Here is a 23,347-nt window from a genome sequence, read left to right on the forward strand (position 1 = left end):
TTACGCCTTTCCAAAAAGACCCAAGGGGCGGAATGCCAGCAAAAGCGCCATTGGCCCGAAAATAATGAAGTACGACAATTCCGGCACCCAAACTTGACCAAAGTTGGCCAGGAAGCCCACCAGCAAACTTCCAACAGCAGCACCCACCAGGCTGCCGCGCCCCCCAATAATGACGATCGCCAGCGCAAACACCAGAATTTCAACGTCGGCACCGGGATACAAGGTAAGAAACGCACCGCCCAGCGTGCCGGCCATGCCTGCCAATGCAGAGCCCAACATAAACGTGAAAACGAACAAACGTCGAATATTGATGCCCATGGCCTGAACCATTTCGCGGTCATCGACGCCTGCCCGTATAAGCGCGCCCAGTTTGGTTCGGTTGTAAACAAACCAAAGCACCACAAAAATCGCAATACCCGCAATAATCACCAACATGCGATATTTCGGATAAAAGAAATTGCCGATTTTGATTGCCCCGACCAGAAGCTCGGGAATCGGAATGGTTCGGGTATCGCCGCCCCAGGCAACCAGCGCAAGATCATTCAAGACCATGGCTACACCAAGCGTTAACAACACTTGTTTCAGTTCCGCATCTTTCACCCTGTTCAGCAACCAGCGGTCGAGGCAGTAACCCATAACCGCAATGACCAGCGCCGAAGCGATGAATGCAAGCAGAAATGAACCGGTGGCAACCGCCACCATCATGCCAACATACCCCCCCACCAGATACAGCGAACCATGTGACAAGTTCACCACGCGCAATAAGCCGAAAATCAGCGTAAACCCACTGGCCACGATGAACAGCAAGGCAGAAAACGACAACGCATTTGCAATCTGGATGAGGTTGCCAATCATGCTTGTGCCTCCGTGCGCATTTGGCCGTCGTACCATTCCAGCAGCTGCTCGCCTGTCCAGAACAACACCCCCGGACGATTCACATAGCTGAGGGCCTCTTCAAGATATCGAATGCGATGCGGCACCCCCGACAAAAACGGATGCACCGCCATACACATCACCCGCGGTTGATCGGCACCTTCTTCATACAGGCGATCAAAAGTATCTTGAACCCGCTTTAAAAATACATCCGACTGGTGCTGCTGCACCGCCATCATGGGAATGTCATTCAGTTCAACCGTATAGGGCATCGCCACCATGGGACCGGCTTGTGTTTCAAAGCGCATGGGTTGGTCATCAATAGCCCAGTCGCCGATATAACGAATGCCGGCTTTCGCAAGATGATCGACCGTATCGAATGTTTGCGTTAGCCCTGGGCCAAGCCAGCCCACCGGCGCCTTGCCCGTGAAGTTGCGAATGGTGTCGACCGTACGCTTGATCATGGCGGGTTGGTCGTCGACCTGATGCGTGGGCATTTGAATATAGCCATGACCCATGAACTCCCAACCCGCATCGCGCGCCGCACCGGCCACCCCCGGGTAGGTTTCGCACACGCGCCCGTTAATGGATAGCGTGGCTTTGGCCCCCACGTTGTCGAGCGCATTTTTAATGCGCCAAAACCCCACCCTCATACCGTATTCATGCCAGGCCCAATTGGCAATATCGGGTAAAACAGGCGCCGCGGTAGGCGCGGGTAATACCTGTCGCGCCATGGGTCTTGAGATGTCCCAATCTTCCACGTTCACCACCGGCCAAACAACAACACGCGCGTTATCGGGCAAGGTGAGTTTGGGTCGGTCGACAATGGACTGATAGGGCAAACGCTGAGCTGGGGTGCGAGATTTCATGGCAATAAATTTCAAATAAAAGAATTTATAGAAGCACTTATTTCTGGATAAATCCTATATATCAACGTTATTAGCGTCAATGCATTAAAATTTAATTCCATTAATTGGACTTACTAAGGGTTTCAACGGACATGAGTGCCCAACCTTCTTCCCCTTCAAACGCAGGCGCGCAAACCGTGCGACGCGCCATCCAGGCATTGAAATTAATTGCTTCGAAAACCGGAGACGGCATGCGATTGGCCGACGTTGCACAGGCCCTTGACCTTGAGCGTCCGACAACGCACCGTTTGTTGAAGGCACTGGCAGCGGAAGGCATGCTGTCGCAACACCCCGGCAATCGGCGCTACTTCCTGGGCTCGTTGGTTTTTGAGTTGGGCCTGAATGCCACGCATCAATTCAACCTGATTGATTTATGTCGACCGCAGTTGCATAGCCTGGCCGAGCAAACGGGCGACACCACTTTTCTGTTTGTTCGAAGCGGCAATGATGCCATTTGCTTATCGCGGGTTCAGGGCCCGTACCCTATTCAAACGCCCGCCGTGCCGGTAGGCGCGCGGCAACCTTTGGGCGTGAATGCCGGGGGGCTGGCGTTGTTAAGCGCATTATCGGAACGCGAAGCGTATGAAATTACACAAACGGTTGCACCCCGACTGGCCGTATACGGAAACCTGACGCCGGAACAAATTATGGAGCACTGGGCACGCGCCCAAACCTCGGGCTATGCGCTCATCGGCAACCGCGCAGTTCCCGGTGTCACTGCTGTAGGCCTGCCCGTGATCAACGAAAAGGGCGCGCCTATTGCGGCTATTACAATTGCCGCAACGTCATCACGCATGACCGAAGAACGGGTAGCGGAAATTGTGCCGTGGCTTCGTCAAACCACGGAAATCGTGACACAACGACTGTAAATTCTAAACCTGTCCCAGCCGCTGCCTTTGGTACGAGCCATCTTGCACGTGTTCACACCACACCCGGTTCTGCAAATACCATTGCACGGTTTTGCGCAGGCCCGTCTCAAACGTTTCCTGCGGCACCCAGCCCAGTTCGCGCTGAATCTTGCCGGCATCAATGGCATAACGCATGTCGTGCCCCGGGCGGTCGGCCACAAACGTAATCAGGCTGCGGTGCGATTGGGTTTCACCGTTATCGGTTTGCGGGCGTGTGTTGGGGCTGAGTTCATCGAGCAAGTCGCAAATGGTGTGTACAACATCCAAATTGCGCTTTTCATTGTGGCCGCCAATGTTGTAGGTTTCACCTACTTTGCCTTCAGACACCACTTTGTATAAGGCCCGTGCGTGGTCTTCCACATAAAGCCAATCGCGTATCTGTTGGCCTTGGCCGTACACGGGTAAAGGCTTGCCTTCCAGGGCATTCAGTATCACCAAAGGAATAAGCTTTTCCGGGAAGTGATACGGCCCGTAGTTGTTGGAGCAGTTGGTCACCACTACCGGCAAACCATAAGTACGCATCCAGGCGCGCACCAAGTGGTCGGAGCTGGCTTTGCCGGCCGAATACGGCGAGCTGGGCGCATAGGGCGTGGCTTCGGTAAACAACACCGAAGGATCTTCCGGCAGGTCGCCATACACTTCGTCGGTGGAAACGTGGTGAAAGCGAAAGGTGGTGCGTTGGGTATCGTTCAGGCTCAACCAATGGGCCCGGGCCGCTTCCAGCAAGGTGTAGGTGCCCACGATATTGGTTTCAATAAACGCTGCCGGGCCGTCGATGGAGCGGTCTACATGCGATTCTGCCGCCAGGTGCATGACCGCAGCGGGCTGATGGGTTTGAAACACACGATCCAGGGCAGCGCGGTTGCAAATATCGACTTGTTCAAACGTATAACGCGGGCTGTGCGACACCGACTCCAGCGACTCCAAGTTACCGGCGTAAGTTAGCTTATCGACATTCACCACGTGGTGTTCGGTGTGGTTGATTAAGAAGCGCACCAAAGCCGAGCCAATAAAACCGGCGCCGCCGGTAACCAGAATTGTAGACATAGTGATCAGAACCGTTTAGATGATGAAAGTATAACGGCTCATCACAGCCTTCTCGCCTTGTTCAAGCCCAGCTCAGCGCGTTATGCAATGCCAGCGCGGCCGCAGACCGCGGAGCCTGTTTTGCAGGCGCCAAATTAATTTGCCCTTCATTGCCCGCCAGGCCGTCCACCATGGCCCGCAATTCGGCCGACTGCAACGAGCGCGTAATGCGCGCGCCCGGGCGCAGAAAAATGAACAGCGAGGGAATAGCGGCGGCCGGCAAGCCCACCAATAACGCCGGCATGTAAGTGGCGTACCAAGGCGTCAGTGCCAACGCCATAATGAACAGCAGCCATAACACCGGCAGCATGATTTTGTCGGCCTGACGGTATTGCGTGTTCAGGTGCGCGCGAATGGGGGGAGTTGTCATTTCATCAGCTTATGTGAAGTGGCACAGGATAAACGAGGCGTTCGAATATACCAGCGGCAAGCTACAGAAATGACGCCTGAAAACTTTAAAGCGGGACAACAATTTGCACCGCGTTCAGCCCCATTTCACGCAATATTTTTCCTATCTTGCGTTTCTACGAGTGGACAAAAAGTGCCCTAAACAAACACTAACTATTTCAATTTAACTACATTGGATCAGTTGATATATATGCCACTAAGTGACATAATTTTATGGTCCGAATATTCAAAACCCGCCACTTTTCCCGCTGGGCGCTGAAAGCGGGTATTCACGATAAAGCGCTTACCCAGGCAATAGACGAGATGATATTGGGACTATCAGATGCGAACCTTGGCGGGAGTGTTTTCAAGAAAAGACTACCCGCCCCTGGAAGAGGAAAACGCGGTGGTTTTCGCACTCTTATCGCAACACGATCTGAACAATATTATTTTTTTGTATTTGGTTTTGAAAAGAACAAACGAAGCAACGTCACTACGACAGAGCTTCAAGCGCTTCAAGCATTAGCTATTGAACTATTGTCTTTAACCGAACACCAAATTATTGACGCCGTCGAAGACGGCGCTATCCAGGAGATCATGTATGACGCGGAAAACAAAAAGCGCCATTCTTGATGCCGTTCATGAAACTACGTCTGACCTGCATCGCCTGGGCTTTATCGACAAACGCAAACTACAGAAGTTTCAAGCTTTGTGTTTAACGCCCGTGCCGGAATACAATAGTGAACAAATACGCGCTCTACGAGAACAACTGAAACTTTCACAAACCGTACTTGCTTCGGTTCTGAACACCAGCGCTTCAACTGTCCGGAAATGGGAAATTGGCGAAAAGCGCCCTAGCGGCCCTTCGCTTAAGCTGCTGAATCTGCTTGAGCGAAAGGGCCTGGATGCGGTGCTTTAATACGTAAAGCACACCCGCAGCCTATTACTCTACTCACCGTAATACGGCCACTGCACCAACCCTGCCTCATGCAGGGCTTTCACTTCTTTCCATGCGCGGCGAATAAACTTGGCGCATTCCACGTTCTGTTCAAACAAGTTGTACTTGGCACCTAAACCGTAATCGGGCAGATTGATCATTTCGGTGGTGATATAGCGCAGCGGGCTGCTCTCATGGGTAATGTGATAGCGCATGGCCATGCGAATGGCTTCCTTGGAAGGCTCCAGCAAATAGGCATGCCATTGCGAGTGCCACTCACCGGGTGCCGGGCGTGTAATGGGGTATTGAATGCCACGCGCGTAGGAGCCGTCTTCGTTTTTCCACCACAGGTTTTTGGGCTGATTCGGCCCCACCGTGCGCAGTTGCGTCCACTTCACCATATTCAGGTTTAACCACTCTTCCAGAAGCGAACCGGGTTCAAAGGGGTCCAGCTTCATTTTGCCGGATTCCACTGCTTCACGGCACTCAGAAATGTCCAGCTCTTCAGGGTTACCGATTTTGAAGGCTACGTGGCTGTAATCGATGTTGTAATGAAACGGTACGCCGCGCGCCTGAATAGCTTTGGCAATGGGGGTCACGCGGGCGAAGCTTTCCGTCCACATGTTCACATGCAATTCAAACACCGGCTCAACGCCCAGCCTCATGCCTTCGTCGTATACCTGCAGGTAATGATCAATAATTTCCGCGTCGGTAATCACATGGCCGTCGGCATGATGCGTGAAGGTCATGATGTTGTGCGCTTTGGCGCCAATTTCCGCGCAAATTTTCAGGTTGTCGGAAAGCAGCGCCTCGTCGCGACCCAGCATGTAGAACCAACTGGCGGTGTGCACGGGCAACTGATGCTTTTCAATGGCCTGACGGTATTCATTGATATTGCTGCGCAAGGGAATCCGATCGAAATAATCGAAAACGCCTGATTCTTTCACCAACCGGAATTGTTCGTCGATGCTGACCTCTTCCAGCGAAACAGGGTTGTTCAGGGAAGAGGGTTGCGCGCCGCGGCCGTTACAGCCCAACAGAAAAGGAAAATCGGCATCAATCGGTTTCATTCATTTGCCCTGTGTTTAAGCTGCTTTCACTGTCTGACGCCCGACTTTTTCTTCTTCAATCATGCTGTCTACTTTGCGGCGCATGCGTACAACCGATGCGTCCAGATTCAGCATCGTGGTTTTGAAGTCGGGGTAGGCGCGTTCGTTCTTATGAATGGCTTCCAGAATCACCTTATCTTCATTGAACGCTTCGCGGAACGATGCCGACATTTCCGCATTGGTTTTAGCGTCGGCCTTGAAGTTTTTAATGTGCATCCAATGGTCGATAGTGGTGTTTTCGTCGACCGGGGTCATGAAGTGACAGGCGTAAATTTGCACGCAGTCGTCGCGGTTACCTTCGGGCGCACCGGTGCCGGTTTTAGCGGTACCGAAATCAATGACCGCGATGCTGGGGGCGGTGTAGTGGTAGTAGTGCCAGCGGTCTACGTTGGTGGTGAAACCGCCGAACTTCTGAAAAATAGGGATAGCCGGCGCGTCGATCACCCAGCGCCAGGTCAGCACGCCGTCTTCAGTGCGTTCGGAGTTCACCGGCACATCTTCGCTGGCGGCGTTACCCAAAGTAGTGAGGTGCACAAAGCTTACGTGCGACGGGTCGCACAGGTTGTCGCACAGATTCAGGTAGTTGCAGTCGATCTGCAAGGCGTCACCTTCCACCACATCCCATGCCGGGTCGTGATATTGCTCGAGGTTGTATACCTTCGAGGTATCAGCCTTTTCAGCATCGCCCATCCAGATCCACACCAAACCCATATGCTCGTGCACGGGGTAGGTGGTGACCTTGGCGCCGGCGGGAATCTTTTCCTGACCCGGAATACGCACGCATTTACCGGAGCAGTCGAACTCCATGCCATGGTATCCGCATTGAATGGCATCGCCTTTCAGGCGGCCCATGGAAAGCGGCATCATACGGTGCGGGCAGATGTCGAGTTGCGCCACCACTTTGCCGTGACTATTGCGGTACATAACCACATCTTTTTCAACAATACGGCGTTGGGTAAGGCTATTGGTAATGTCGCGTGACCATGCAATGGGATACCAGGTGTTCAATACGTATTCAGCCATGATGCATCTCCGGTGAGTGCTGGTTTATTTATTTAGTGTTCACTACATAAATGAATCATATACCGAATAGCCGTAACATGGCAAAATATTTTTTCATTACGTTGATTCACGCTGTAAACTAGGTCCTTCAGGCTTAAACTTTCAACTTATTCATGACACGCAAAGACGACGACGTTATGGCTTCAACCATTAACCTTGCGGCCAGCGCCGAAGAGGCCGGCACACCACGCAAGAAGGGGCGCACACGGTCATCTAAAACCACGCGGGAAAATATTCTGAAAGCGGCTAAAAAGATTTTTGCGCGCGACGGCTACGGCGGGGCGCGGGTGGATAAAATCTCGAAAGCGGCCAAATCGTACGACAGCCTTATTTACTATTACTTCGGCAGCAAGGAAAAACTGTTTGTTGCGGTACTGGAAGAGGCTTATAAAGATATTTTCGAAGCGGAAAAGAATCTGGACCTGGATATGAACGACCCGGTTGAGTCGTTACGCACCATTATTCAGTTTCCGTTTCGTTACTACATTGAAAACCCCGAACTCATCGTACTGCTGAATGCAGAAAACCTGAATAAGGGAAAGCACATTGCCAAGTCGAAAAGCGCCGACCAGTACGCAGGCCCGGCCATTTCGATTTTGCGCAATGTCATTGAAGAAGGCCAAAAGAAAGGCTTGTTTCGCAACGACGTCGATTGCGAACATTTGTATATGGCCATGACGGCGCTGGGCTACTTTTATATTTCCAACCGCTACACGTTTTCGGCGTTCCTGGCGGCCGACTTAATGGACCCGAAAGAAGTGGAACATTGGGCCAAGTACATTAGCGATTTGCTGATGCAGTCTGTGCTAAAGCCTGGCCTGAAAACGTAAATTTGAAAATTTAAGTGCGATACCGGGTTACCAAATCGTGAAGTCGCACCTTGCAGGTAAGCGCAATGTTTTCAAATAAGCTCGCAGGCATGTCGGGAGCATGGTTATGAATGTCCTGCTCAACCTTGGCAATTGCAATTGACGCTTTGTCGTTTAATTCGTCTATCCACTTGTTAATTGTGTCAACGCCACCCGTTAAATGGCGCAAGCGCATGTTGAATAAGTCGTAGTGGCGTTTTTTACCTTGTGCCCATGCCATGGATAACTTCAACCGACGCAAATGGAAATCGGGAAAACCGGGCGACTGAACCAGCGGCAACAACGAAATAACATCGTAAAGCGGCGTTAAAAAATAAGCACCACCGCGATCAAGGTACACACTGAAATTTTTCGCGTGCCCATCGGTTGCCGCTAAGGCATAAAACAACGCCTGGGCGCGGAAGAATGTGGCCAAATCCGCCTGCGCATGATGACCTTGTTCCAACAAGCGCGCTATTTGGTTAATGCCCGGACCGCCATCCCTTTCATATTTCATATGCGGGGGCAAACCAAATGCCTGACACATATCCTCTTGCGGAAGGCGCAGTAAAACGTTGCCTTGCCAATCACGATCGAACCGCTCAACCACTAACACCTTACGATGACCCAAAACTTGTATGGCGGTGTTGGCAACAGGTATACCGAAATGATGCAATATTCGACTGCACAACCACTCATTCTCTACAGAATGCAACGCGGTCAACGCTGCGTTTCCGCCCACCTGCCCTAATGGAAACTTGATAATGTGTGTTGTGGGCGTGGTACCGCGCGGCAACATCCACTGCTCTTTGTGCCAAAGTAATGCCGTTTTTTCCTGCGCACCGGCCAACGAAATGCGAAAATCGTCGGGGTTATCTTGATGCAATAACGGCCCGCCTGACAACACCGAGTCGAAATAATCTGCCAAGGCATATTCTGAAAGGGTTATGCCTTGCGGCGGCCCTGGCATGGCCGCTTCGTCGTCATCTTCAAGCAGTTGCAGCGCACCTATGCAATCGCGACCCACTTCACGTAACAGGGCGAAAGAGTCGCTGGGGCTTACCCCAAAACGCTGGCCGATACGACGACGAATATTGATATTGTCGGGCAACAGGTTGTCGAAATAGGCCCTAACGTGCGGCCCATTTTGTGTCAGCATGCCGTTTACCACCGGCATTGAAAGCGACACCGGGCGAAAAGCCGGGTGATGCAGCCACGCCGAGTCATACTCGAAGGTGTCGGAGCTTGGCTGCACGCCCCGCCGGGTTTCCCACCACCCTACCCGCACGCCGTTCATCCAAACGGAAAGCCGACGACGCTGCGAAGGCCTGCCCGGCCTTGCAGTTGAAGAAGCAGACTCACCGCCTACCATTGCGGTTTGCTTCGCGTAACTGAACCCCCGGACTCTTGCAAAGTAGGGTCCGCGAATACGGCATCACGCGACTGGACCTGCAATTGCATGCCCAGTATCGCCAGTATTTGCATAAATTGCTCGACCCGCATGGCGGTTGGATTAGACAATAGTTCTGACACGCGTGACTGTTGCAACCCCAGCCGCTTGCCTAGCTCTTTTTGACTAATTTTTTGTTGCTTGCGCAAGCCATTCAACAATACGCTGATTTCACGTTCGGTACGTAAAGGAACAGGTTGCAAAGAACCAGGCAGTGTATTCATTGTTCAATCCATTTACATCGCTATAAGCAATTTAAATGAATTAATTGGCAAAAGCAATATTTCTATTTTATTGCTAAAACCGATACTAAACCGCGCCGGCCTTTTTCAACGACTCAATCGTCTGCGCATCAATCCCTAACTCACCCAGCACCTGTTCGGTATGCTGCCCCAGCGTCGGCGGGGGCGTGGTGTATTCAATGGGGGTGCCAGAGAACTTCATGGGGCTGGCCACTAAATTCAGTGACCCATACGTTTCCGACGGCACTTCCACCCGCATATTGCGTGCCTGCACGTGGGGGTCTTCGAATACGCGGTCAATCGTATTAATGGGCCCGCAGGGGAAACCGTTTTCAATGGCAAGCTGACACCATTGATCAATGGTTTTCAGCAACATGCGTTCTTGTAGCAAAGGTACGAGTTGGTCGCGATTCGCCACGCGCTGGGCATTGGTGCTGAAGCGTTCATCTTCAGCCAAGCCGCCGTAGCCGGCCGTTTCGCAAAAGGCTTTGAATTGGGTGTCGTTGCCAATGGCTAACATAACGTAGCCGTCGGCACATTGAAATGGCTGGTACGGCACGATAGACGGGTGCGCACTGCCCAACCGTCCCGGCACTTTGCCGCTTAACAGGTAATTGCTGGCCTGGTTCGCCAGCGAGGCCACTTGCACGTCGAGCAACGCCACGTCGATGTGCTGCCCCTGGCCGGTTTGTGTACGCGCATAAAGCGCCGCCAGAATGGCCGATGTGGCATACAGGCCCGTCAGAATATCCACCACGGCCACGCCCACTTTTTGCGGGCCGCCACCCGGTACGGTGTCGGGCTCGCCGGTAATGCTCATTAAGCCACCCATGGCCTGAATAAGAGCATCGTAACCGGGGCGTTCGGCATAAGGGCCGGTATGACCAAAACCCGTAATGGAACAGTAAATCAGCCTCGGGTTCACCTTGGCCAGGCTGTTGTAATCCAGGCCATACTTTTTCAGGCCGCCGAACTTGTAGTTTTCAACCAGAATATCGGCCTTTGCCACCAACTCGAGCAATACTTTCTTGCCCTCGGGCTGGGTGAAGTCCAACGTAATGGAACGTTTACCGCGGTTGGCGCAGAAGTAATAGGCAGCGTCGCGGGGTTCGCCTTCAGCCGTATTCACAAAGGGGGGGCCCCAGGCGCGGGTGTCGTCGCCCTTGCCCGGGCGCTCGACTTTAATAACGTCGGCCCCCAGGTCGGCCAGGTTCTGGGTTGACCACGGGCCGGCCAGAATTCTGGACAAATCAAGAACAACCACCCCGTTTAACGCGCCTGACATCTACCTCACCCCTTTTTACTTTTCAATCACCGGCAACTCCGTGGCCGGCGGTGTGTTGCGGCTGCGCTGACAACGCACAATACCGTCGATAATAACCATGCCAATACCTGGAATATCACCCAACTGAACACTTTCCAGAATGTTCTCGGCCGGTGTGTGCTGGGCACGGTCCATAATTACGAAGTCGGCCGCACGCCCCACCTCGATCAAGCCGCAGTCCAGATCGCGCATGCGGGCCGTATTGCCGGTGGCAAAACAGAACGCAATTTCAGCGGGAATGTCGGCCAGGCTGGACAACTGTGCAATCATACGCAGAATCCCCAAGGGTTGCACACCCGAGCCGGCCGGGCCGTCGGTGCCCAGAATGACACGGTGCAAACAGCCCAGTTCATGGGCATGACGCGCAGTCAGAATGGCAATGCGCTCATTACCGTTATGCACAATTTCAATGCCGCGCGTGGAACGCTCACACAATTCACACACATGTTTATAGGGCAACGCCGTATGGCCGCCATTAATGTGGCCGATAATGTCGGCATCTGCTTCCAGCACCACGTCTTTGTCGATGAGACCCGAACCTGGAATGGACGGGCCGCCGGTGTGAATGGTGCTTTGAATGCCGTACTTGCGCGCCCATTTCACCATTTCAGCGGCTTCGTCACCCGCCTTCACGCTACCCAGGCCAATTTCACCCAACAGCTTCACACCCGCGTCGGCCAGGTCTTTGAAGTCGGACTCGACCATGCCCTTTTCAATCACCGGCGCACCGGCCAAGACTTTCACACCACCTGGGCGGGCATTTTCAAAGGCTCGTTGCGAAGTAATGGCCAACGCTTTCAAGCCCACAATATCTTTTGGGCGACCGGGATAATGCACTTCACCGGCCGAAATCATGGTGGTCACCCCACCGTTCAGGGTTGAGTCGATCCAACCGATTTGACCCTGGCGCGGTGTCCAGTCGCCCGCTACGGGGTGAACGTGCGAGTCGATTAGGCCGGGCGCCAACGCAGTACCCCGGCAATCAATCACGCGATCGGCACCTTCCACATCGCAATCTTTGTATTTACCCACCGCCGCAATGCGGCCGTCGTTCACCACAATGGTGTCGGCTTCAAGAATGGGGTTGTCGAGGTCACCCGACAAGAGCAAACCAATATTTTTAATGACTACTTTGCCGGATTTGGCTTCGGGAGCTGCTGCTGCCATGTTGTTCCTCCTGTTGTATGCCGCGCCCTTTAATTAAGCGCGCGGTGCACATTATTTAACGCAAACCGTCTTCGCCTTTGATTTCATCCTTGGTAAGCCCGCCTACGCGTGGCAAGGGGCGGCCGGAATCAGTGACGGCCACAGCCACCACAATTTCGTTGGCGCGCGGTGCGTCGGATACGCGGGCTTCTACCGCGTCGAAGTGGGTGCGCACATAGGCCGCATCTTTATGGCCCAGGGGCACGTCGATTGCAGCACCCACACCCCCCATTTTCTTGGACGACGGTACCAGCGCCGCGCCTTTTTCAATGGCTTTGCGTAAGGGTGCGCCCAGCTTGGGGTGCAAAATCGCCGCCGCATGCTCCAGCTCGCCGGCTTCGCCCACAATGGCAGCTTTACCATAGCTTTCTGCCTGGCCGGGCTGAATACCCAATGCCTGTACGCACTTCTCGCCCAGCAAACCGCCCAATTCTTCACCCGCGGCAATCAGGTCATCCAGGCTTTCAACATATTTACCGGCATACGGGTTTTCAATTACCGCTACCGCCACCGCGCGACGCGTGGGTGGGTTTATTTGCTTGCCCATTTCGATACGGGTTTCGTCAACGGTGACGACGATCTTGCGAATCTTTGCTGCCATTTTTACTCTCCTTACGGGTCTTTTCTGACACTACTTTTTGCAGAATATCTACTCATTCTTAACCAATCGGCTTTAACGCGAAACGCTTCGGCAACACGCACGATTACTTGCGAGCGCCGTGTTATTTAACGCGCTTAGCGCAAACCGTCGTACTTGCTGATCTGGTCGGGTGTTAAGCCGCCCACGCGCTGGTGAATGCGCCCACCAGTTGCCATCACCAAAACAAACACAATTTCGTCGCGCGCCGGGGCGCCGGGCACCCACACTTCCATGGCATCGAAATGGCCACGCACATAGCTGGCGGTAACGTGGGTAAGGGGCACGTCTAAACGCGTACCGGGGTCGCCCACTTTCTTGGTTGAAGGCACAATGGAAAGCGCACGCCCCATCTCTAACCCTTTTTGCCCAGAACTTTGACCTTGTTTGTAGGAAGAACGATCGCCCTTCCAGCCCAACAGTTCGCGCATGGCGTAGCCACCGGGCACATGCCAGAGCGCACCGTGTTCAAGTTCGCCGGCACTACCCACTATGGCACCCTTGCCATAGCTTTCAATATCGTCGGGCGTGACTTCCATGGCTTTCACCAGGCGCTCGGCCATTTCCAGGCCCACGGGGTTCAAGGCTTCCATCATGGGCACAATGTCGGGCTCATAGCGCCCGGCATAGGGGTTTTTCAACACGGCCGCCACCGACCCCCGAATTAACGGCTTATCAGCCACCGGCCCGAATTCATGAAAAATCGTTTCAACCTGGGTTTGGATGTTCCGTACTTCAATAAGGTCTGACATGACGTTCCTTCCTGCTTTCCTGGAAATTTAAAGAATCAGTTCAATGCGTTTTCAATAATGTTTTGCGGCAATATGAAACGGGCCTGCCCTTGCAACACCAACACTGCGCCCAAAATAGCGCCCTGTTCGAACATAACGCGGGCAGCGGTTTCACCTGCATCCAGCGCCTGCTTTATGGCAACGGGCGGCAATGGCCCTACGGCCACTGTGACGGGCAAATCACCTAAATCTGCGTCATCTTTTAAGGTGTTGGCGGGTGCGCGCTCAATGGCATCATGCGACACATTCACCTGGTTGGCAATGAGCGTGGCGGCCACGTCGGCCTGTGCCGCTTGCGGTGCAAATACCGTTACGCTGTCGGCAATACCCAGGCTTTGGCTGCGCCCACGCCAGCCGCTGGTGGCAATCCCGCCAATGCCCATTTCAGGGGTAATGGTGAAACGACCGTCTACCGCCAAGCCGCCGCCTTCAACATGAATCGCTTCGGGGTTACTAAGCAAGCCCACGGTGTAGTGTCGGCCGGGCGCAAGATGCAAGGCGATATCGCCACCGTTATTTACGTAAGCGCGTGGGAAGTCAGGGCGCACATCTGCCCCGGACACCATTGCACCCGGCCGCCCCAACAAAGTTTCCAGCACTTCATCGGCCACCGAACCCGCCACCGCCGCCATGGGGGTGACGAATTGCGCTCGATGGCGCCAACAGGCGGCAAACATGCGTTGGGCAACTGCCGAATGAAAAGATGCGCGTGGTTCTAATGTATTCGGAATAGGCCGGCGCAGGGCTTTCAACTCGATCACCAGTTCAGGCAATATCTGGGAAAACCGTTCCCAGGCGCGCTCCAACCCGGCATTAACCGCGTCGGGGTCACCTTCAACCCCAATAATCAAATCAATCGGGCCATGCTGAAAATGCGTGCGGCCATCGGGCAACGTTGCACACAACGCCCCCGAAGGGGCGCTGCGCGTGCGTTCCTGAAGCGCGTGCTGCGTCATGCCCGTAGCGCGGGCCGCTTAGGCCAGCATGGGTTTACGACCCAGGGGCCAGGGGCTGTTCTCGTCGTGCCATTCAATAATGCGGTGGCGATCTTTTTCCACAACGTCTTGAATCGAACGCACTGCGTCGGCATGGCCACCCAAACGGGTGTAGTCGTCCAGCTTCATGGAAAACTCGATCGGCGCCACAATGGCCGGTGTCGGCACATAACCGAATGAGTTGTCGGGCATGCGAAGCACATCGACCATCACGGTAATGCCGCCACCCGGCCAGATATACGCGGGGGCGCCGCCACACGTTACGTTCACAAGCGACGTTTTAATGGAGTTCGTTAGCCAAATGGGGTTTTCGGTGACCCCGGCACGCAAAGAGCCACCCGCACCCGCCAGGAACAGCACGCTGGCCAGCGAGGGCTCGCAATTTTCACCGATGCGCTCCACTGTTTTCTGCAATGCATCGGGCATGGGCTTACGCTGCGGTTTCAGGTCGTCGTCAAGCTCGTAGTATTCAGCATGCTCGCCGGTGGTGGACGTAATCAACATACGCAAGCCCGGCCAGGCCACGTCGGGGTTGAAGCCTTCAATAATGGCGAGCGGGTCGGAAATGTCGGTACCGCCCCAACCGTTACCGGGGTTGGCCACCTGGAAGTAACGGCCCGGTGTGGATTTACGCCCTTTCATTTTGATGCCGGTAGGGGGAATATCCAGACAACGCCCGGCCTGGTGCTCGCTGAGCACCCCGGTAATGTGATCGTCGACCACCACCACTTCGTCGGTGTGACCGAACCATTGCTTGGCAAAAATGCCGATCGCCGCTGAACCGCAGCCCACCCGCATGCGCTTTTCTTCCACGCCGTCGACAATGGGGGCTTTGCCGGCCTGAACCACCAGTTGCGCACCGCCGTCGATCGACAGCTCTACCGCTTCTTTATTACCCAGCGCCATCATCATGTCGCAGGTCATGCGGCCTTCTTTCTTGCTGCCACCGGTTAAGTGGTGCACGCCACCCAATGACAACATTTGCGAACCATATTCCGCGGTTGTAACGTGGCCGACAATTTCGCCTTTAAAACGAATATTCGATTGCTCCGGGCCCAGATAACGATCAGTATCGATTTTGACCTTGAAGCTGCAATAACTGAAGATACCTTCGGTGACCACAGTGACCATATCCACGTCGTTCGCCTTCGACGAGACAATGAACGGTGCAGGTTTGTAATCGGGGTAGGTGGTACCTGAACCAATGCCGCTTACGAACAAATCGTTCGGGTCGGAAACGGCATTCGCCTCAACATCGCGCGTGCGGGCATTCACCAGGCCCTCGGGGGCGTCGCCCGCAACGGGTTCGTGGCGCGTGGCCAGCCCCGTATCGTCGAGCCGGCGCATCAGGATAACGGGGTCGATACGAACCAAGTTGCCGTCTTCATTACCCCAACGATCACAGGCACCCGTGCGGCCATCCGTAATTTGGCACAGCACCGGACAGGCGTTGCACTCTACCTTGTTTGAAGCCATTTTCTCGCTTCGCGGCTTGGATTTTTCCAATACCGTTGGTCCCGAGGTACTGGACGTGGTGTCGTCCAGGTTATCCATGCTGTGATCGATTTTTGTGTGTTCAGTCATTTCTGACAACTCCTTGTGCTGTGTGCACGCCACCCACTTACCACGTGTTAGTTACATTTATATTTTATAAACACTATATTTGATAATAGCTTAAAAGATTTTTGACGACAATAATTGTAGTGTATACGTGCAAATTTCGTACGCTAACCCTATGGCCACAAATGCGGTACATCGTCGGCCATCAACACGTCACCAAACAAGGTTTGTACGTTGTTCAGGGTCGCGTTGTGTTCTTCATCCGTTAACGTGGCGTTGGCGTCCGCCAGAAACACCACCTGGTAGTTCATTTGCTGTGCATCACGCGCGGTACTTTCCGAGCAGCAATTACTCATGGTGCCGGAAATAATCACGGTCTCGATACCGCGCTCTTTCAATATGCGATCCAACTCACTTGTACCGGGCGTAAAACCACTGAAACGCGTCTTGTTGACGATCAGATCGTCGTCTTGCACCTCAAGCTCGGGCCATAACTGATGACCATGCGCACCCTCCCAAAAAGCCTCGGCAGACGCTCGTTTGGATTCCGGCGACGCAATCACGTTGTACCAAACCGTCCACGGGGTCGCTTCGGTTTCATCGTAGGTAAAACGCAAGAACACATTCACGCCGCCTGCGCGGCGCACCTCGGCGCTGACCTTATTAATGTTGGGCACAATCTCGCGCGCCAGCGGAATTTCCACGGCGCCGCCCGGCTCAACAAAGCCATTCTGCATATCAATAATTAAGTGGGCAGTTTTGCTAGGGTCAATTCGATGAAAAGCCTGAACACGACCGCGATGACCACGGCTACGCTCAACCAATTCGGGGTTCAATTGAATCTTATGCATTAGCTTTCCTTGTTATTGAACGGTCGCCGCCGCGCAACGGGTTACGCCACTTACGCGGCAACGGTGGTTTGAACAAACGCCCAAATATGCCTTCAGGCATCACGACAACCGTGACAATAAACAGCACGCCCAGCGTCAGTAGCCAGTACGCACCTAGTGCGCTGGACAAAAGGCTTTCCACCCAACGCACCAGAATCACACCCAGAAAGGCAGCCATCAGCACGCCCCGGCCTCCCACGGCCACCCAAATCAGCACTTCCGTAGACAACGCCATCCCAATAACGGCAGGCGACACAAAACCAAACTGCGCGGTGAACAAAGCCCCTGCGTAACCCGCCATGGCACCCGAGAACGTAAAGGCCAGGACTTTGAAGTCGGTTGTTTTATAGCCAAACGACGCCGTTCGCACTTCATTGTTGCGGATACCCGCCAGCACCGCCCCTAACGGCGAGCGCTGGACAAACAAAGCCACCAAATAAATCAGCAAGGCGGAAATGAGCACCACATAGAACATCTCGTTAGTCGTCATCATGTCGCCATCACGCCAGCCTGCAAATAGAGGCGGCACACCCAACAAACCGTCGAACCCGCCAATAAACTCAATACGCTGCGCCACAATCTCAACCACCACGGCTGCGCATAAGGTCACAATAGCAAAGAACGCACCCGACAAACCCCGACCCACAAACAGCAATTTGCCGAGAATATAGGCTGCTATGGCCGGCCCTACGGTTGCCAGCAGCAAGCCCATGATTTGCGAACCGCCAAACCACGTAAATTTTTCCAATGTGGTTAAGGCCATGAGGTACGCACCCAAACCAAAGAAAATGGCCTGGCCGAAACACAAAATACCCACCTGGCCCCAAATAAAAGCCAGGCTCATGGCCAAAATGCCGTAGGTAAGATATTGGCCGAACTGACTCACCGTCCATTCGTCCAGCGCCAGCGGTGCCAAGAACAACAGCACCCACACCAGCACAGTTAAATTAACGCCTAAAAATCCTTGCTTATTCATATCAACGCTTCCGGGTAATGAGGCCTTCCGGGAAAAGGCGAATAAGGACAATAGCCAGAATGAACACAGCCACCTGCGCCGCCACCTGGGTATCAATAGAGGCAATCACCGTATTGGTGGAGCCGATTAGGCCTACACCCAGCACGACCCCCATAAGATGCGCCACCCCACCCACCATAATGGCCAGGAACGCCGGGATCAGAAAGCCGCCGCCCATTTGCGGATCAACACTCATGATGGGAGCCATAACCGCACCCGCAAAACCGGCCAACGCAGCGCCGAAAGCGAACGTCCAGCGGTCCATACTGCGCGTGTTCAAACCCAGCGAGGCCGCCATAGGACGATTAGCAATCACACCTCGCACCGCCAGGCCCAAGTGTGTGCGATAAAACACAATGAACACGGCCAGGGTCACCAGCAAGGCCATGCCCATAATGAATAAGCGCATCGACGGATACACCACACCCAAAATATTCACAGGCTCGGGAATGGGGTTCACAATACTTTGTGACGTGGGCCCAAAACCAATCACAATGGCTTGTTTGATGACAATCGACAAACCCCACGTGGCCAAAATGGTATCGATAAAGCGGTGATAAACATGTCGGATCACAAGCTGCTCAATCACTATGCCGATGACCGCCAGAAAAAGCGGTGCCAGAATAAGTGACAACCAGTAAGGCATCTCCATCGCCTGAACGGCCAACACGGTGTAAGCACCCAACAGAAAAAATTCACCGTGCGCCATATTAATGACATTCATCAGGCCAAAAATCACCACCAGCCCCAACGCCACCAACAGCAGGCTTAGGGAATAGCTCAGGGTGTCCAGGCCCAGTTCAATTGCAAATTCCATTTATTGCTCCATAGAAACCTAGACCGCCAAGTACTTGTGAATGGGCACCGGGTCATCCCTCAGCGCCTGTACTTCGTCTGTTTCATAAACCACCTGACCGTTTTCCATGAACAGGCAACGTTGCGCCATGCCCAGTACCAGCTCCATATTTTGCTCAACCAACAAAATGGTGAGGCCTTGCTCTTTGGCAATGTCACTTAATACCCGGCCGATATCCTGCACAATCGAAGGCTGAATCCCTTCCGACGGCTCATCAAGAAGCAGCAGCTGGGGCTTGGCAATTAAGGCCCGCACAATGGCCAACTGTTGTTGTTGCCCACCGGAAAAACTACCCGCGCGCTGAGTACGGCGCTCACGCAAAATGGGGAACAGGTCAAAGGCCCAGTCGGGAATCTCCTTCGACTTACCTGGGTGCCCCAGCAAACCCATACGCAAATTTTCTTCCACGGTGAAATCGGAAAAAATATCGCGCCCCTGAGGTACGTAACCCATTCCCATGCGCGCAATTTCATACGGTTTTTTGCCGGCCAACTCCTGACCGTCGAACAACATGGAACCTTGGGAAATGGCCACGTGGCCCATCAGGGCTTTCAAGAAAGTGGTTTTGCCCATACCGTTACGGCCCAACAATGCCACGACCTCGCCCTTTTTCATCTCCATGGAGAATCCATCGAGCACCCGACTGCCGGCCAAGTAGCCCGCAATCACGTTTTCAACCTTCAACATTACGCGCTTCCTCCAAGGTACGCCGCCACGACTTCGGGGTCATTCTGAATATCGTCCAACGACCCTTCACGCACAATCCGACCACGCAGCATCACCACCAAGCGGCAATCCAACGCCCGCACGAAGCTCATATCGTGTTCAATCACCAACACGGTTTTCCCGTACTCCGTTTGCAAGCGACGCACCAACTCCGCTGTTTTCTGCGTTTCGGGAACGGACATCCCTGCCGTGGGTTCGTCGAGCATAATGAGGTCGGCGTCGTACGCCAGCAACATGGCAATTTCCAACCACTGCTTTTCCCCATGCGCCAAGGTTTCCACTTTATCGGTGGCTTTATCGGTTAAGCCGCACAGATCAAGCAGTTCGGCCAATCGCTCGGTGGGACTGGAAAACAAGGTTGACATCACCCCCGCTTTGCCGCCCTGACCGGCCAACGGAATCATCAGGTTTTCCACCACACTGAGTTCAGGGTAAACACCCGGAATTTGAAATTTACGTGAAATCCCGCGGCGCGCCACCAGATACGCCGGCATGCCGGTTACCTCGGTGCCGTTCAAAAACACCTGCCCCTCTTCAGGTCGCAAGTTCCCGGTAATAATGTTGAACAGCGTCGTTTTGCCACAGCCGTTCGGCCCAATAATGCAATTAACGGTACCCGGCTGCACGGTCAACGAGAGGCCATGCAGCACGGTGATACCGCCAAAGCGCTTCACCACAGATTTAACTTCCAGCATGCCGCCCCCTCGTTACCCGACAACACATCACTTTCAGGCTGCGCATTGCTGTGAAGCTTTAATCAGCCCCATATCTTCCAGAACCTGCATCTTGCCGCCCTGCGCTTGCGCAATGAGGATGTTCAGGTCAGCATGACGATCACTTTCGCGCAGGGTGACTTTGCCATTGCCTGACATCAGAGTCTGGCCTACGATGGCATCGGTAATGGCTTCCTTGTCGGCCGAATTCGCTTTCTTGATCGCCTCAATGTAAAACTGGGTCATGGTGTAGTGCGCATCCACCGTGTTACTCACGATGGCGTCTTCACCGAAACGATCACGCACTTTCCTAACCAAGGCTTTTGCTTCCGGCTTGTCGAGTGCTTCAGTAAAGTTACATACGGTGTAAATACCTTCGGACTCATTCGGCGTTAGGCCGGCCAAATAGTTTTCACTGAAACCGAAGAAAGCCACTTTCACTTTGTCTTGCAGACCCGCGGCGGCGAACTGTTTAATGAATGTCACCGCGTCGGCGCCCACAATCGACATCACCACTACATCGGCACCCGAAGACTCTATTTTGCGCAAGGTGCTGGTGTAGTCTTTCACACCCCAGGGCGTGTATTCTTCCGCCACCACTTTCGACCCCTTCTCAGCCGCCACTTTGCCAATGGCTTCGTTGATTTTGCGCGGCCATACGTAGTCGCTGCCAATCAGGAACATATTCTTACCCACGTTCTCGGCCAGGTACGGAATGAAAGTGCTTACCCACTGGTCAGGCACCGAACTGTACAGCGTGACGTAGCGGCTGCATGTGCCTCCTTCGTAATCGGTGGCATAGAGCAAGGGCGTTTTGTAGCGTTCCACCAGTGGCTGAATCGCATCCCGTTCGGCGCTCGTCACGGGTCCGATGATGGCATTCACGCGATAACGGCGAATCAACTCATTGGTACGCTCCACCGCGGTTTTGGGGTCGGTTTTGGTATCGGCGCGAATCATCTCAAACATGCGGCCGCCCAGAATGCCGCCCGACTCATTCACTTCCTCGAGCGCCAGGCGCGTTGCCTGACCTCCTTGTGCTCCCAATGCTTCCAGGCCACCGGAAAACGGCTGCAAAATGCCAACCTTAATGGCCTCTTCGGCACGGGACAATGTCGGCAAACCAACCAGGCCTGCGCCCATTAAACCGGCCGAGGCCAACATCATGGAACGCCGGCGAGGGCTAACAAGGAAAGAACGGGTAAGGGTGTGTTTGTTACTCATGTGTTGCTCCTTCACTTTTGTAGATCGCGCCTGAGCGCATTTATTGGCATTCCACCAAACGCAATTCACTGCCTTGCTTTAACGACTGAATAACGGAATCGGATCGCGACACAACACCGAAATGAGTGGCGATGTCATATAAAGAGGAAGCTTGTTCTCGCGGTCCGGTTGCGGCAACGCCGTCTTCAACCACGACCACGCGATACCCCAGGAAAAAAGCATCGTGAACAGTTGAACGCACGCAGATATTAGTCACTACGCCCATCACAACCAGTGTGTCGACGCCCAGATCCTTTAGCGTCAAATCCAGGTCGGTATTGAAAAAGCCCGAAAAACGGCGCTTGGTTACGTAATGGTCTTGCGGCTTTTGCTCTAGCTCATCCACGATGGCCGAACCCCATTCGCCTTCCATGCAGTGCGGAGTACGTTTCAAAAACTCACGATCGCACTTCATACCGTGACGGTGCTTATCCTGGATATGCACCACCGGCACATCCACTTCCCGCGCGGCTCTCATCACCGCATTCTGCGGTGGATAGAGCACGTCAGCCCCGGGCAACATCATGGCGCCGCCCGCCGTACAGAAATCATTAATCATGTCAATTACCAACACGGCCGTACGGGAGGCGTCCAGAGCAATAATTTCATCAGACTGACGATGTTCGGAAAAAGATGAAGTCATACGGAAATCCTGCGCAATAACAAATGAATGAATCAGAAAGAGGGGGCGCCGACTGACGCCGACTGCCCCGCATCGATAGGTGACGCCTTGCGCGCATCGGTCTGACTGGTCTGCTTAACCGACCGCAAAGTCACGTCGGTAATGAACGCTTTCCAGTGCGCCAGGTTTTCGGCCGAACGCAAATCCACATTCAGAAACGCGCTAAGCGTAAAACGGTTGGACAAATAGAAATAGCCGAGCGCCGCAATCTCGATATAAAGGTCGCGTGCACTGATGTCATTACGAAACAAGCCTTTCTTGACCCCGGCGACCAACACCTGATCCAGCACCTGGACCGCCGGTGACGACAACTTGGACACCCGGGCGGATTTCTTAATATGCTTACCCTGCTGCAAGTTCTCGCTGTTGAGCAGCGTCATCATTTCCGGGTGATCAAGGTAGTACTGCCAAACAAAATGCACCACGGTGGTCAACGCCTTTTCCGGGTCGTTCAGGTCGAACTCCAGTTCCGCCTCTGCCTCGTTCATACGGGCGTAAGCAATTTCAAGCACCTCAACAAACAAGCGCTCTTTACTGCCGAAGTAGTAATAAATCATGCGGTCGTGCGTGCGCGACAACCTCGAGATTTGCTCGATTTTGCCGCCCGCAAAGCCGTGGCGGGAAAATACACGGGTGGCGGCGCGCAAAATGGCGTCGCGCGTTTTCTGAGCGCGCGCCTGGCCGACAACGGCAACCGGCGCCGTGGTTTTGCGCCGAGTGCGCGGGGAAGTTTTACTGCTGCTTGTTGCCATGGCGCCATTCAGAAACTATGATTGAGGCCATTCTGGGGGCATAAATAAATGTAGTCAATTCCGAATAATTTGGTATTTACTACATTAAATTTATGCCGTAATATGTGGAAAATTTTTGTGTTCACTC

The 23,347-nt window shown here is 53.8% G+C and carries 26 protein-coding genes; 4 read left to right on the forward strand and 22 right to left on the reverse strand.

The annotated features are described in order from the left end of the window. Both CJO09_RS07745 and CJO09_RS07750 read right to left on the reverse strand, forming a co-directional pair. Window positions 1-855, reverse strand: coding sequence for a branched-chain amino acid ABC transporter permease (locus CJO09_RS07745; RefSeq protein ID WP_158582736.1), 855 nt, complete (start codon window positions 853-855; stop codon window positions 1-3). After that, a complete protein-coding gene (locus CJO09_RS07750) occupies window positions 852-1,742 on the reverse strand; it encodes a polysaccharide deacetylase family protein (protein WP_179950523.1) in 891 nt (296 codons plus the stop codon). The genes CJO09_RS07745 and CJO09_RS07750 overlap by 4 nt, the downstream gene beginning before the upstream one ends. 131 nt (window positions 1,743-1,873) lie before the next feature. Between CJO09_RS07750 and CJO09_RS07755 the strand changes: the two genes are divergently transcribed. Then, entirely contained in the window at window positions 1,874-2,650 is a 777-nt protein-coding gene (locus CJO09_RS07755; protein ID WP_119441839.1) for an IclR family transcriptional regulator, read from the forward strand. A 3-nt stretch (window positions 2,651-2,653) separates the two neighbouring features. On the opposite strand, the gene rfbB is transcribed toward CJO09_RS07755, so the two are convergent. Both rfbB and CJO09_RS07765 read right to left on the reverse strand, forming a co-directional pair. After that, complete coding sequence (gene rfbB, locus CJO09_RS07760) at window positions 2,654-3,736, reverse strand: dTDP-glucose 4,6-dehydratase (protein ID WP_119441840.1); 1,083 nt, start codon at window positions 3,734-3,736, stop codon at window positions 2,654-2,656. A 61-nt stretch (window positions 3,737-3,797) separates the two neighbouring features. After that, window positions 3,798-4,145 carry a hypothetical protein gene (locus CJO09_RS07765; RefSeq protein ID WP_119441841.1) on the reverse strand — a complete coding sequence of 116 codons (348 nt, stop codon included), beginning with the start codon at window positions 4,143-4,145 and terminating at the stop codon, window positions 3,798-3,800. 251 nt (window positions 4,146-4,396) lie between these two features. On the opposite strand from CJO09_RS07765, the gene CJO09_RS07770 reads away from it, so the two are divergent. Further along, a complete protein-coding gene (locus CJO09_RS07770) occupies window positions 4,397-4,795 on the forward strand; it encodes a type II toxin-antitoxin system RelE/ParE family toxin (RefSeq protein ID WP_119441842.1) in 399 nt (132 codons plus the stop codon). Continuing rightward, the gene (locus CJO09_RS07775; RefSeq protein ID WP_119441843.1) at window positions 4,764-5,081 is read left to right on the forward strand and encodes a helix-turn-helix domain-containing protein; all 318 of its coding nucleotides are present in this window, start codon (window positions 4,764-4,766) and stop codon (window positions 5,079-5,081) included. Before CJO09_RS07770 ends, CJO09_RS07775 begins: the two co-directional genes overlap by 32 nt. A gap of 29 nt (window positions 5,082-5,110) precedes the next feature. On the opposite strand, the gene CJO09_RS07780 is transcribed toward CJO09_RS07775, so the two are convergent. Continuing rightward, on the reverse strand, window positions 5,111-6,169 hold the full coding sequence (locus CJO09_RS07780; RefSeq protein WP_119441844.1) for an apurinic/apyrimidinic endonuclease family protein: 1,059 nt from the start codon (window positions 6,167-6,169) through the stop codon (window positions 5,111-5,113). 15 nt (window positions 6,170-6,184) lie between these two features. Continuing rightward, window positions 6,185-7,231, reverse strand: coding sequence for an aromatic ring-hydroxylating dioxygenase subunit alpha (locus CJO09_RS07785; protein WP_119441845.1), 1,047 nt, complete (start codon window positions 7,229-7,231; stop codon window positions 6,185-6,187). Between the two features lie 152 nt (window positions 7,232-7,383). Here CJO09_RS07785 and CJO09_RS07790 point away from each other — a divergent pair, with 152 nt between their 5' ends. After that, a complete protein-coding gene (locus CJO09_RS07790) occupies window positions 7,384-8,100 on the forward strand; it encodes a TetR/AcrR family transcriptional regulator (RefSeq protein WP_119441846.1) in 717 nt (238 codons plus the stop codon). Window positions 8,101-8,110: 10 nt separating this feature from the next. On the opposite strand, the gene CJO09_RS07795 is transcribed toward CJO09_RS07790, so the two are convergent. From CJO09_RS07795 to CJO09_RS07870, 16 genes are all read right to left on the reverse strand, one after another. Then, window positions 8,111-9,490: a HipA domain-containing protein gene (locus CJO09_RS07795; protein ID WP_119441847.1), complete on the reverse strand. Its 1,380-nt coding sequence runs from the start codon at window positions 9,488-9,490 to the stop codon at window positions 8,111-8,113. Beyond that, window positions 9,484-9,792 (reverse strand): helix-turn-helix domain-containing protein, encoded by a 309-nt coding sequence (locus CJO09_RS07800; protein WP_119441848.1) that lies wholly within the window; start codon window positions 9,790-9,792, stop codon window positions 9,484-9,486. The genes CJO09_RS07795 and CJO09_RS07800 overlap by 7 nt, the downstream gene beginning before the upstream one ends. An 85-nt stretch (window positions 9,793-9,877) precedes the next feature. Continuing rightward, complete coding sequence (locus CJO09_RS07805; RefSeq protein WP_119441849.1) at window positions 9,878-11,095, reverse strand: CaiB/BaiF CoA transferase family protein; 1,218 nt, start codon at window positions 11,093-11,095, stop codon at window positions 9,878-9,880. A 15-nt stretch (window positions 11,096-11,110) separates the two neighbouring features. Beyond that, window positions 11,111-12,301, reverse strand: a complete 1,191-nt coding sequence (locus tag CJO09_RS07810) for an amidohydrolase family protein (RefSeq protein ID WP_114419156.1) — start codon at window positions 12,299-12,301, stop codon at window positions 11,111-11,113. 55 nt (window positions 12,302-12,356) lie between these two features. Next, window positions 12,357-12,941: an amino acid synthesis family protein gene (locus tag CJO09_RS07815; protein WP_119441850.1), complete on the reverse strand. Its 585-nt coding sequence runs from the start codon at window positions 12,939-12,941 to the stop codon at window positions 12,357-12,359. Window positions 12,942-13,075: 134 nt separating this feature from the next. Then, entirely contained in the window at window positions 13,076-13,729 is a 654-nt protein-coding gene (locus CJO09_RS07820) for an amino acid synthesis family protein (protein WP_119441851.1), read from the reverse strand. A gap of 35 nt (window positions 13,730-13,764) precedes the next feature. Beyond that, the gene (locus CJO09_RS07825; protein WP_119441852.1) at window positions 13,765-14,724 is read right to left on the reverse strand and encodes a UPF0280 family protein; all 960 of its coding nucleotides are present in this window, start codon (window positions 14,722-14,724) and stop codon (window positions 13,765-13,767) included. Window positions 14,725-14,742: 18 nt separating this feature from the next. Continuing rightward, window positions 14,743-16,347, reverse strand: coding sequence for a 6-hydroxynicotinate reductase (locus tag CJO09_RS07830; RefSeq protein ID WP_119441853.1), 1,605 nt, complete (start codon window positions 16,345-16,347; stop codon window positions 14,743-14,745). 149 nt (window positions 16,348-16,496) lie between these two features. Then, on the reverse strand, window positions 16,497-17,174 hold the full coding sequence (locus tag CJO09_RS07835) for a cysteine hydrolase family protein (RefSeq protein ID WP_119441854.1): 678 nt from the start codon (window positions 17,172-17,174) through the stop codon (window positions 16,497-16,499). Further along, complete coding sequence (locus CJO09_RS07840; RefSeq protein WP_119441855.1) at window positions 17,167-18,189, reverse strand: branched-chain amino acid ABC transporter permease; 1,023 nt, start codon at window positions 18,187-18,189, stop codon at window positions 17,167-17,169. Before CJO09_RS07840 ends, CJO09_RS07835 begins: the two co-directional genes overlap by 8 nt. A gap of 1 nt (window position 18,190) precedes the next feature. Further along, entirely contained in the window at window positions 18,191-19,045 is an 855-nt protein-coding gene (locus CJO09_RS07845) for an ABC transporter permease subunit (protein WP_114419149.1), read from the reverse strand. A gap of 18 nt (window positions 19,046-19,063) precedes the next feature. Further along, the gene (locus tag CJO09_RS07850) at window positions 19,064-19,771 is read right to left on the reverse strand and encodes an ABC transporter ATP-binding protein (protein ID WP_119441856.1); all 708 of its coding nucleotides are present in this window, start codon (window positions 19,769-19,771) and stop codon (window positions 19,064-19,066) included. Further along, entirely contained in the window at window positions 19,771-20,505 is a 735-nt protein-coding gene (locus CJO09_RS07855; protein ID WP_119441857.1) for an ABC transporter ATP-binding protein, read from the reverse strand. Before CJO09_RS07855 ends, CJO09_RS07850 begins: the two co-directional genes overlap by 1 nt. Window positions 20,506-20,538: 33 nt before the next feature. Continuing rightward, window positions 20,539-21,747: a substrate-binding protein gene (locus CJO09_RS07860; RefSeq protein WP_119441858.1), complete on the reverse strand. Its 1,209-nt coding sequence runs from the start codon at window positions 21,745-21,747 to the stop codon at window positions 20,539-20,541. Between the two features lie 40 nt (window positions 21,748-21,787). Further along, entirely contained in the window at window positions 21,788-22,429 is a 642-nt protein-coding gene (locus tag CJO09_RS07865) for a cysteine hydrolase family protein (RefSeq protein WP_119441859.1), read from the reverse strand. 32 nt (window positions 22,430-22,461) lie between these two features. Further along, window positions 22,462-23,220, reverse strand: a complete 759-nt coding sequence (locus CJO09_RS07870) for a TetR/AcrR family transcriptional regulator (protein ID WP_119441860.1) — start codon at window positions 23,218-23,220, stop codon at window positions 22,462-22,464. Window positions 23,221-23,347: the final 127 nt, after the last annotated feature.

This window comes from Neopusillimonas maritima, from assembly GCF_003576595.1.
Lineage (GTDB): Bacteria > Pseudomonadota > Gammaproteobacteria > Burkholderiales > Burkholderiaceae_B > Neopusillimonas > Neopusillimonas maritima.

Excerpts from the sequence above, each read along its gene's own strand:
- rfbB (WP_119441840.1), bottom strand. The coding sequence starts at position 3,736 with ATGTCTACAATTCTGGTTACCGGCGGCGCCGGTTTTATTGGCTCGGCT.
- CJO09_RS07780 (WP_119441844.1), bottom strand. The coding sequence starts at position 6,169 with ATGAAACCGATTGATGCCGATTTTCCTTTTCTGTTGGGCTGTAACGGC.
- CJO09_RS07745 (WP_158582736.1), bottom strand. The coding sequence starts at position 855 with ATGATTGGCAACCTCATCCAGATTGCAAATGCGTTGTCGTTTTCTGCC.
- CJO09_RS07795 (WP_119441847.1), bottom strand. The coding sequence starts at position 9,490 with ATGGTAGGCGGTGAGTCTGCTTCTTCAACTGCAAGGCCGGGCAGGCCT.
- CJO09_RS07755 (WP_119441839.1), top strand. The coding sequence starts at position 1,874 with ATGAGTGCCCAACCTTCTTCCCCTTCAAACGCAGGCGCGCAAACCGTG.
- CJO09_RS07865 (WP_119441859.1), bottom strand. The coding sequence starts at position 22,429 with ATGACTTCATCTTTTTCCGAACATCGTCAGTCTGATGAAATTATTGCT.
- CJO09_RS07815 (WP_119441850.1), bottom strand. The coding sequence starts at position 12,941 with ATGGCAGCAAAGATTCGCAAGATCGTCGTCACCGTTGACGAAACCCGT.
- CJO09_RS07810 (WP_114419156.1), bottom strand. The coding sequence starts at position 12,301 with ATGGCAGCAGCAGCTCCCGAAGCCAAATCCGGCAAAGTAGTCATTAAA.
- CJO09_RS07770 (WP_119441842.1), top strand. The coding sequence starts at position 4,397 with ATGGTCCGAATATTCAAAACCCGCCACTTTTCCCGCTGGGCGCTGAAA.
- CJO09_RS07835 (WP_119441854.1), bottom strand. The coding sequence starts at position 17,174 with ATGCATAAGATTCAATTGAACCCCGAATTGGTTGAGCGTAGCCGTGGT.
- CJO09_RS07870 (WP_119441860.1), bottom strand. The coding sequence starts at position 23,220 with ATGGCAACAAGCAGCAGTAAAACTTCCCCGCGCACTCGGCGCAAAACC.
- CJO09_RS07750 (WP_179950523.1), bottom strand. The coding sequence starts at position 1,742 with ATGAAATCTCGCACCCCAGCTCAGCGTTTGCCCTATCAGTCCATTGTC.
- CJO09_RS07860 (WP_119441858.1), bottom strand. The coding sequence starts at position 21,747 with ATGAGTAACAAACACACCCTTACCCGTTCTTTCCTTGTTAGCCCTCGC.
- CJO09_RS07785 (WP_119441845.1), bottom strand. The coding sequence starts at position 7,231 with ATGGCTGAATACGTATTGAACACCTGGTATCCCATTGCATGGTCACGC.
- CJO09_RS07805 (WP_119441849.1), bottom strand. The coding sequence starts at position 11,095 with ATGTCAGGCGCGTTAAACGGGGTGGTTGTTCTTGATTTGTCCAGAATT.
- CJO09_RS07850 (WP_119441856.1), bottom strand. The coding sequence starts at position 19,771 with ATGTTGAAGGTTGAAAACGTGATTGCGGGCTACTTGGCCGGCAGTCGG.
- CJO09_RS07845 (WP_114419149.1), bottom strand. The coding sequence starts at position 19,045 with ATGGAATTTGCAATTGAACTGGGCCTGGACACCCTGAGCTATTCCCTA.
- CJO09_RS07830 (WP_119441853.1), bottom strand. The coding sequence starts at position 16,347 with ATGACTGAACACACAAAAATCGATCACAGCATGGATAACCTGGACGAC.
- CJO09_RS07855 (WP_119441857.1), bottom strand. The coding sequence starts at position 20,505 with ATGCTGGAAGTTAAATCTGTGGTGAAGCGCTTTGGCGGTATCACCGTG.
- CJO09_RS07775 (WP_119441843.1), top strand. The coding sequence starts at position 4,764 with ATGACGCGGAAAACAAAAAGCGCCATTCTTGATGCCGTTCATGAAACT.
- CJO09_RS07840 (WP_119441855.1), bottom strand. The coding sequence starts at position 18,189 with ATGAATAAGCAAGGATTTTTAGGCGTTAATTTAACTGTGCTGGTGTGG.
- CJO09_RS07765 (WP_119441841.1), bottom strand. The coding sequence starts at position 4,145 with ATGACAACTCCCCCCATTCGCGCGCACCTGAACACGCAATACCGTCAG.
- CJO09_RS07825 (WP_119441852.1), bottom strand. The coding sequence starts at position 14,724 with ATGACGCAGCACGCGCTTCAGGAACGCACGCGCAGCGCCCCTTCGGGG.
- CJO09_RS07820 (WP_119441851.1), bottom strand. The coding sequence starts at position 13,729 with ATGTCAGACCTTATTGAAGTACGGAACATCCAAACCCAGGTTGAAACG.
- CJO09_RS07800 (WP_119441848.1), bottom strand. The coding sequence starts at position 9,792 with ATGAATACACTGCCTGGTTCTTTGCAACCTGTTCCTTTACGTACCGAA.
- CJO09_RS07790 (WP_119441846.1), top strand. The coding sequence starts at position 7,384 with ATGACACGCAAAGACGACGACGTTATGGCTTCAACCATTAACCTTGCG.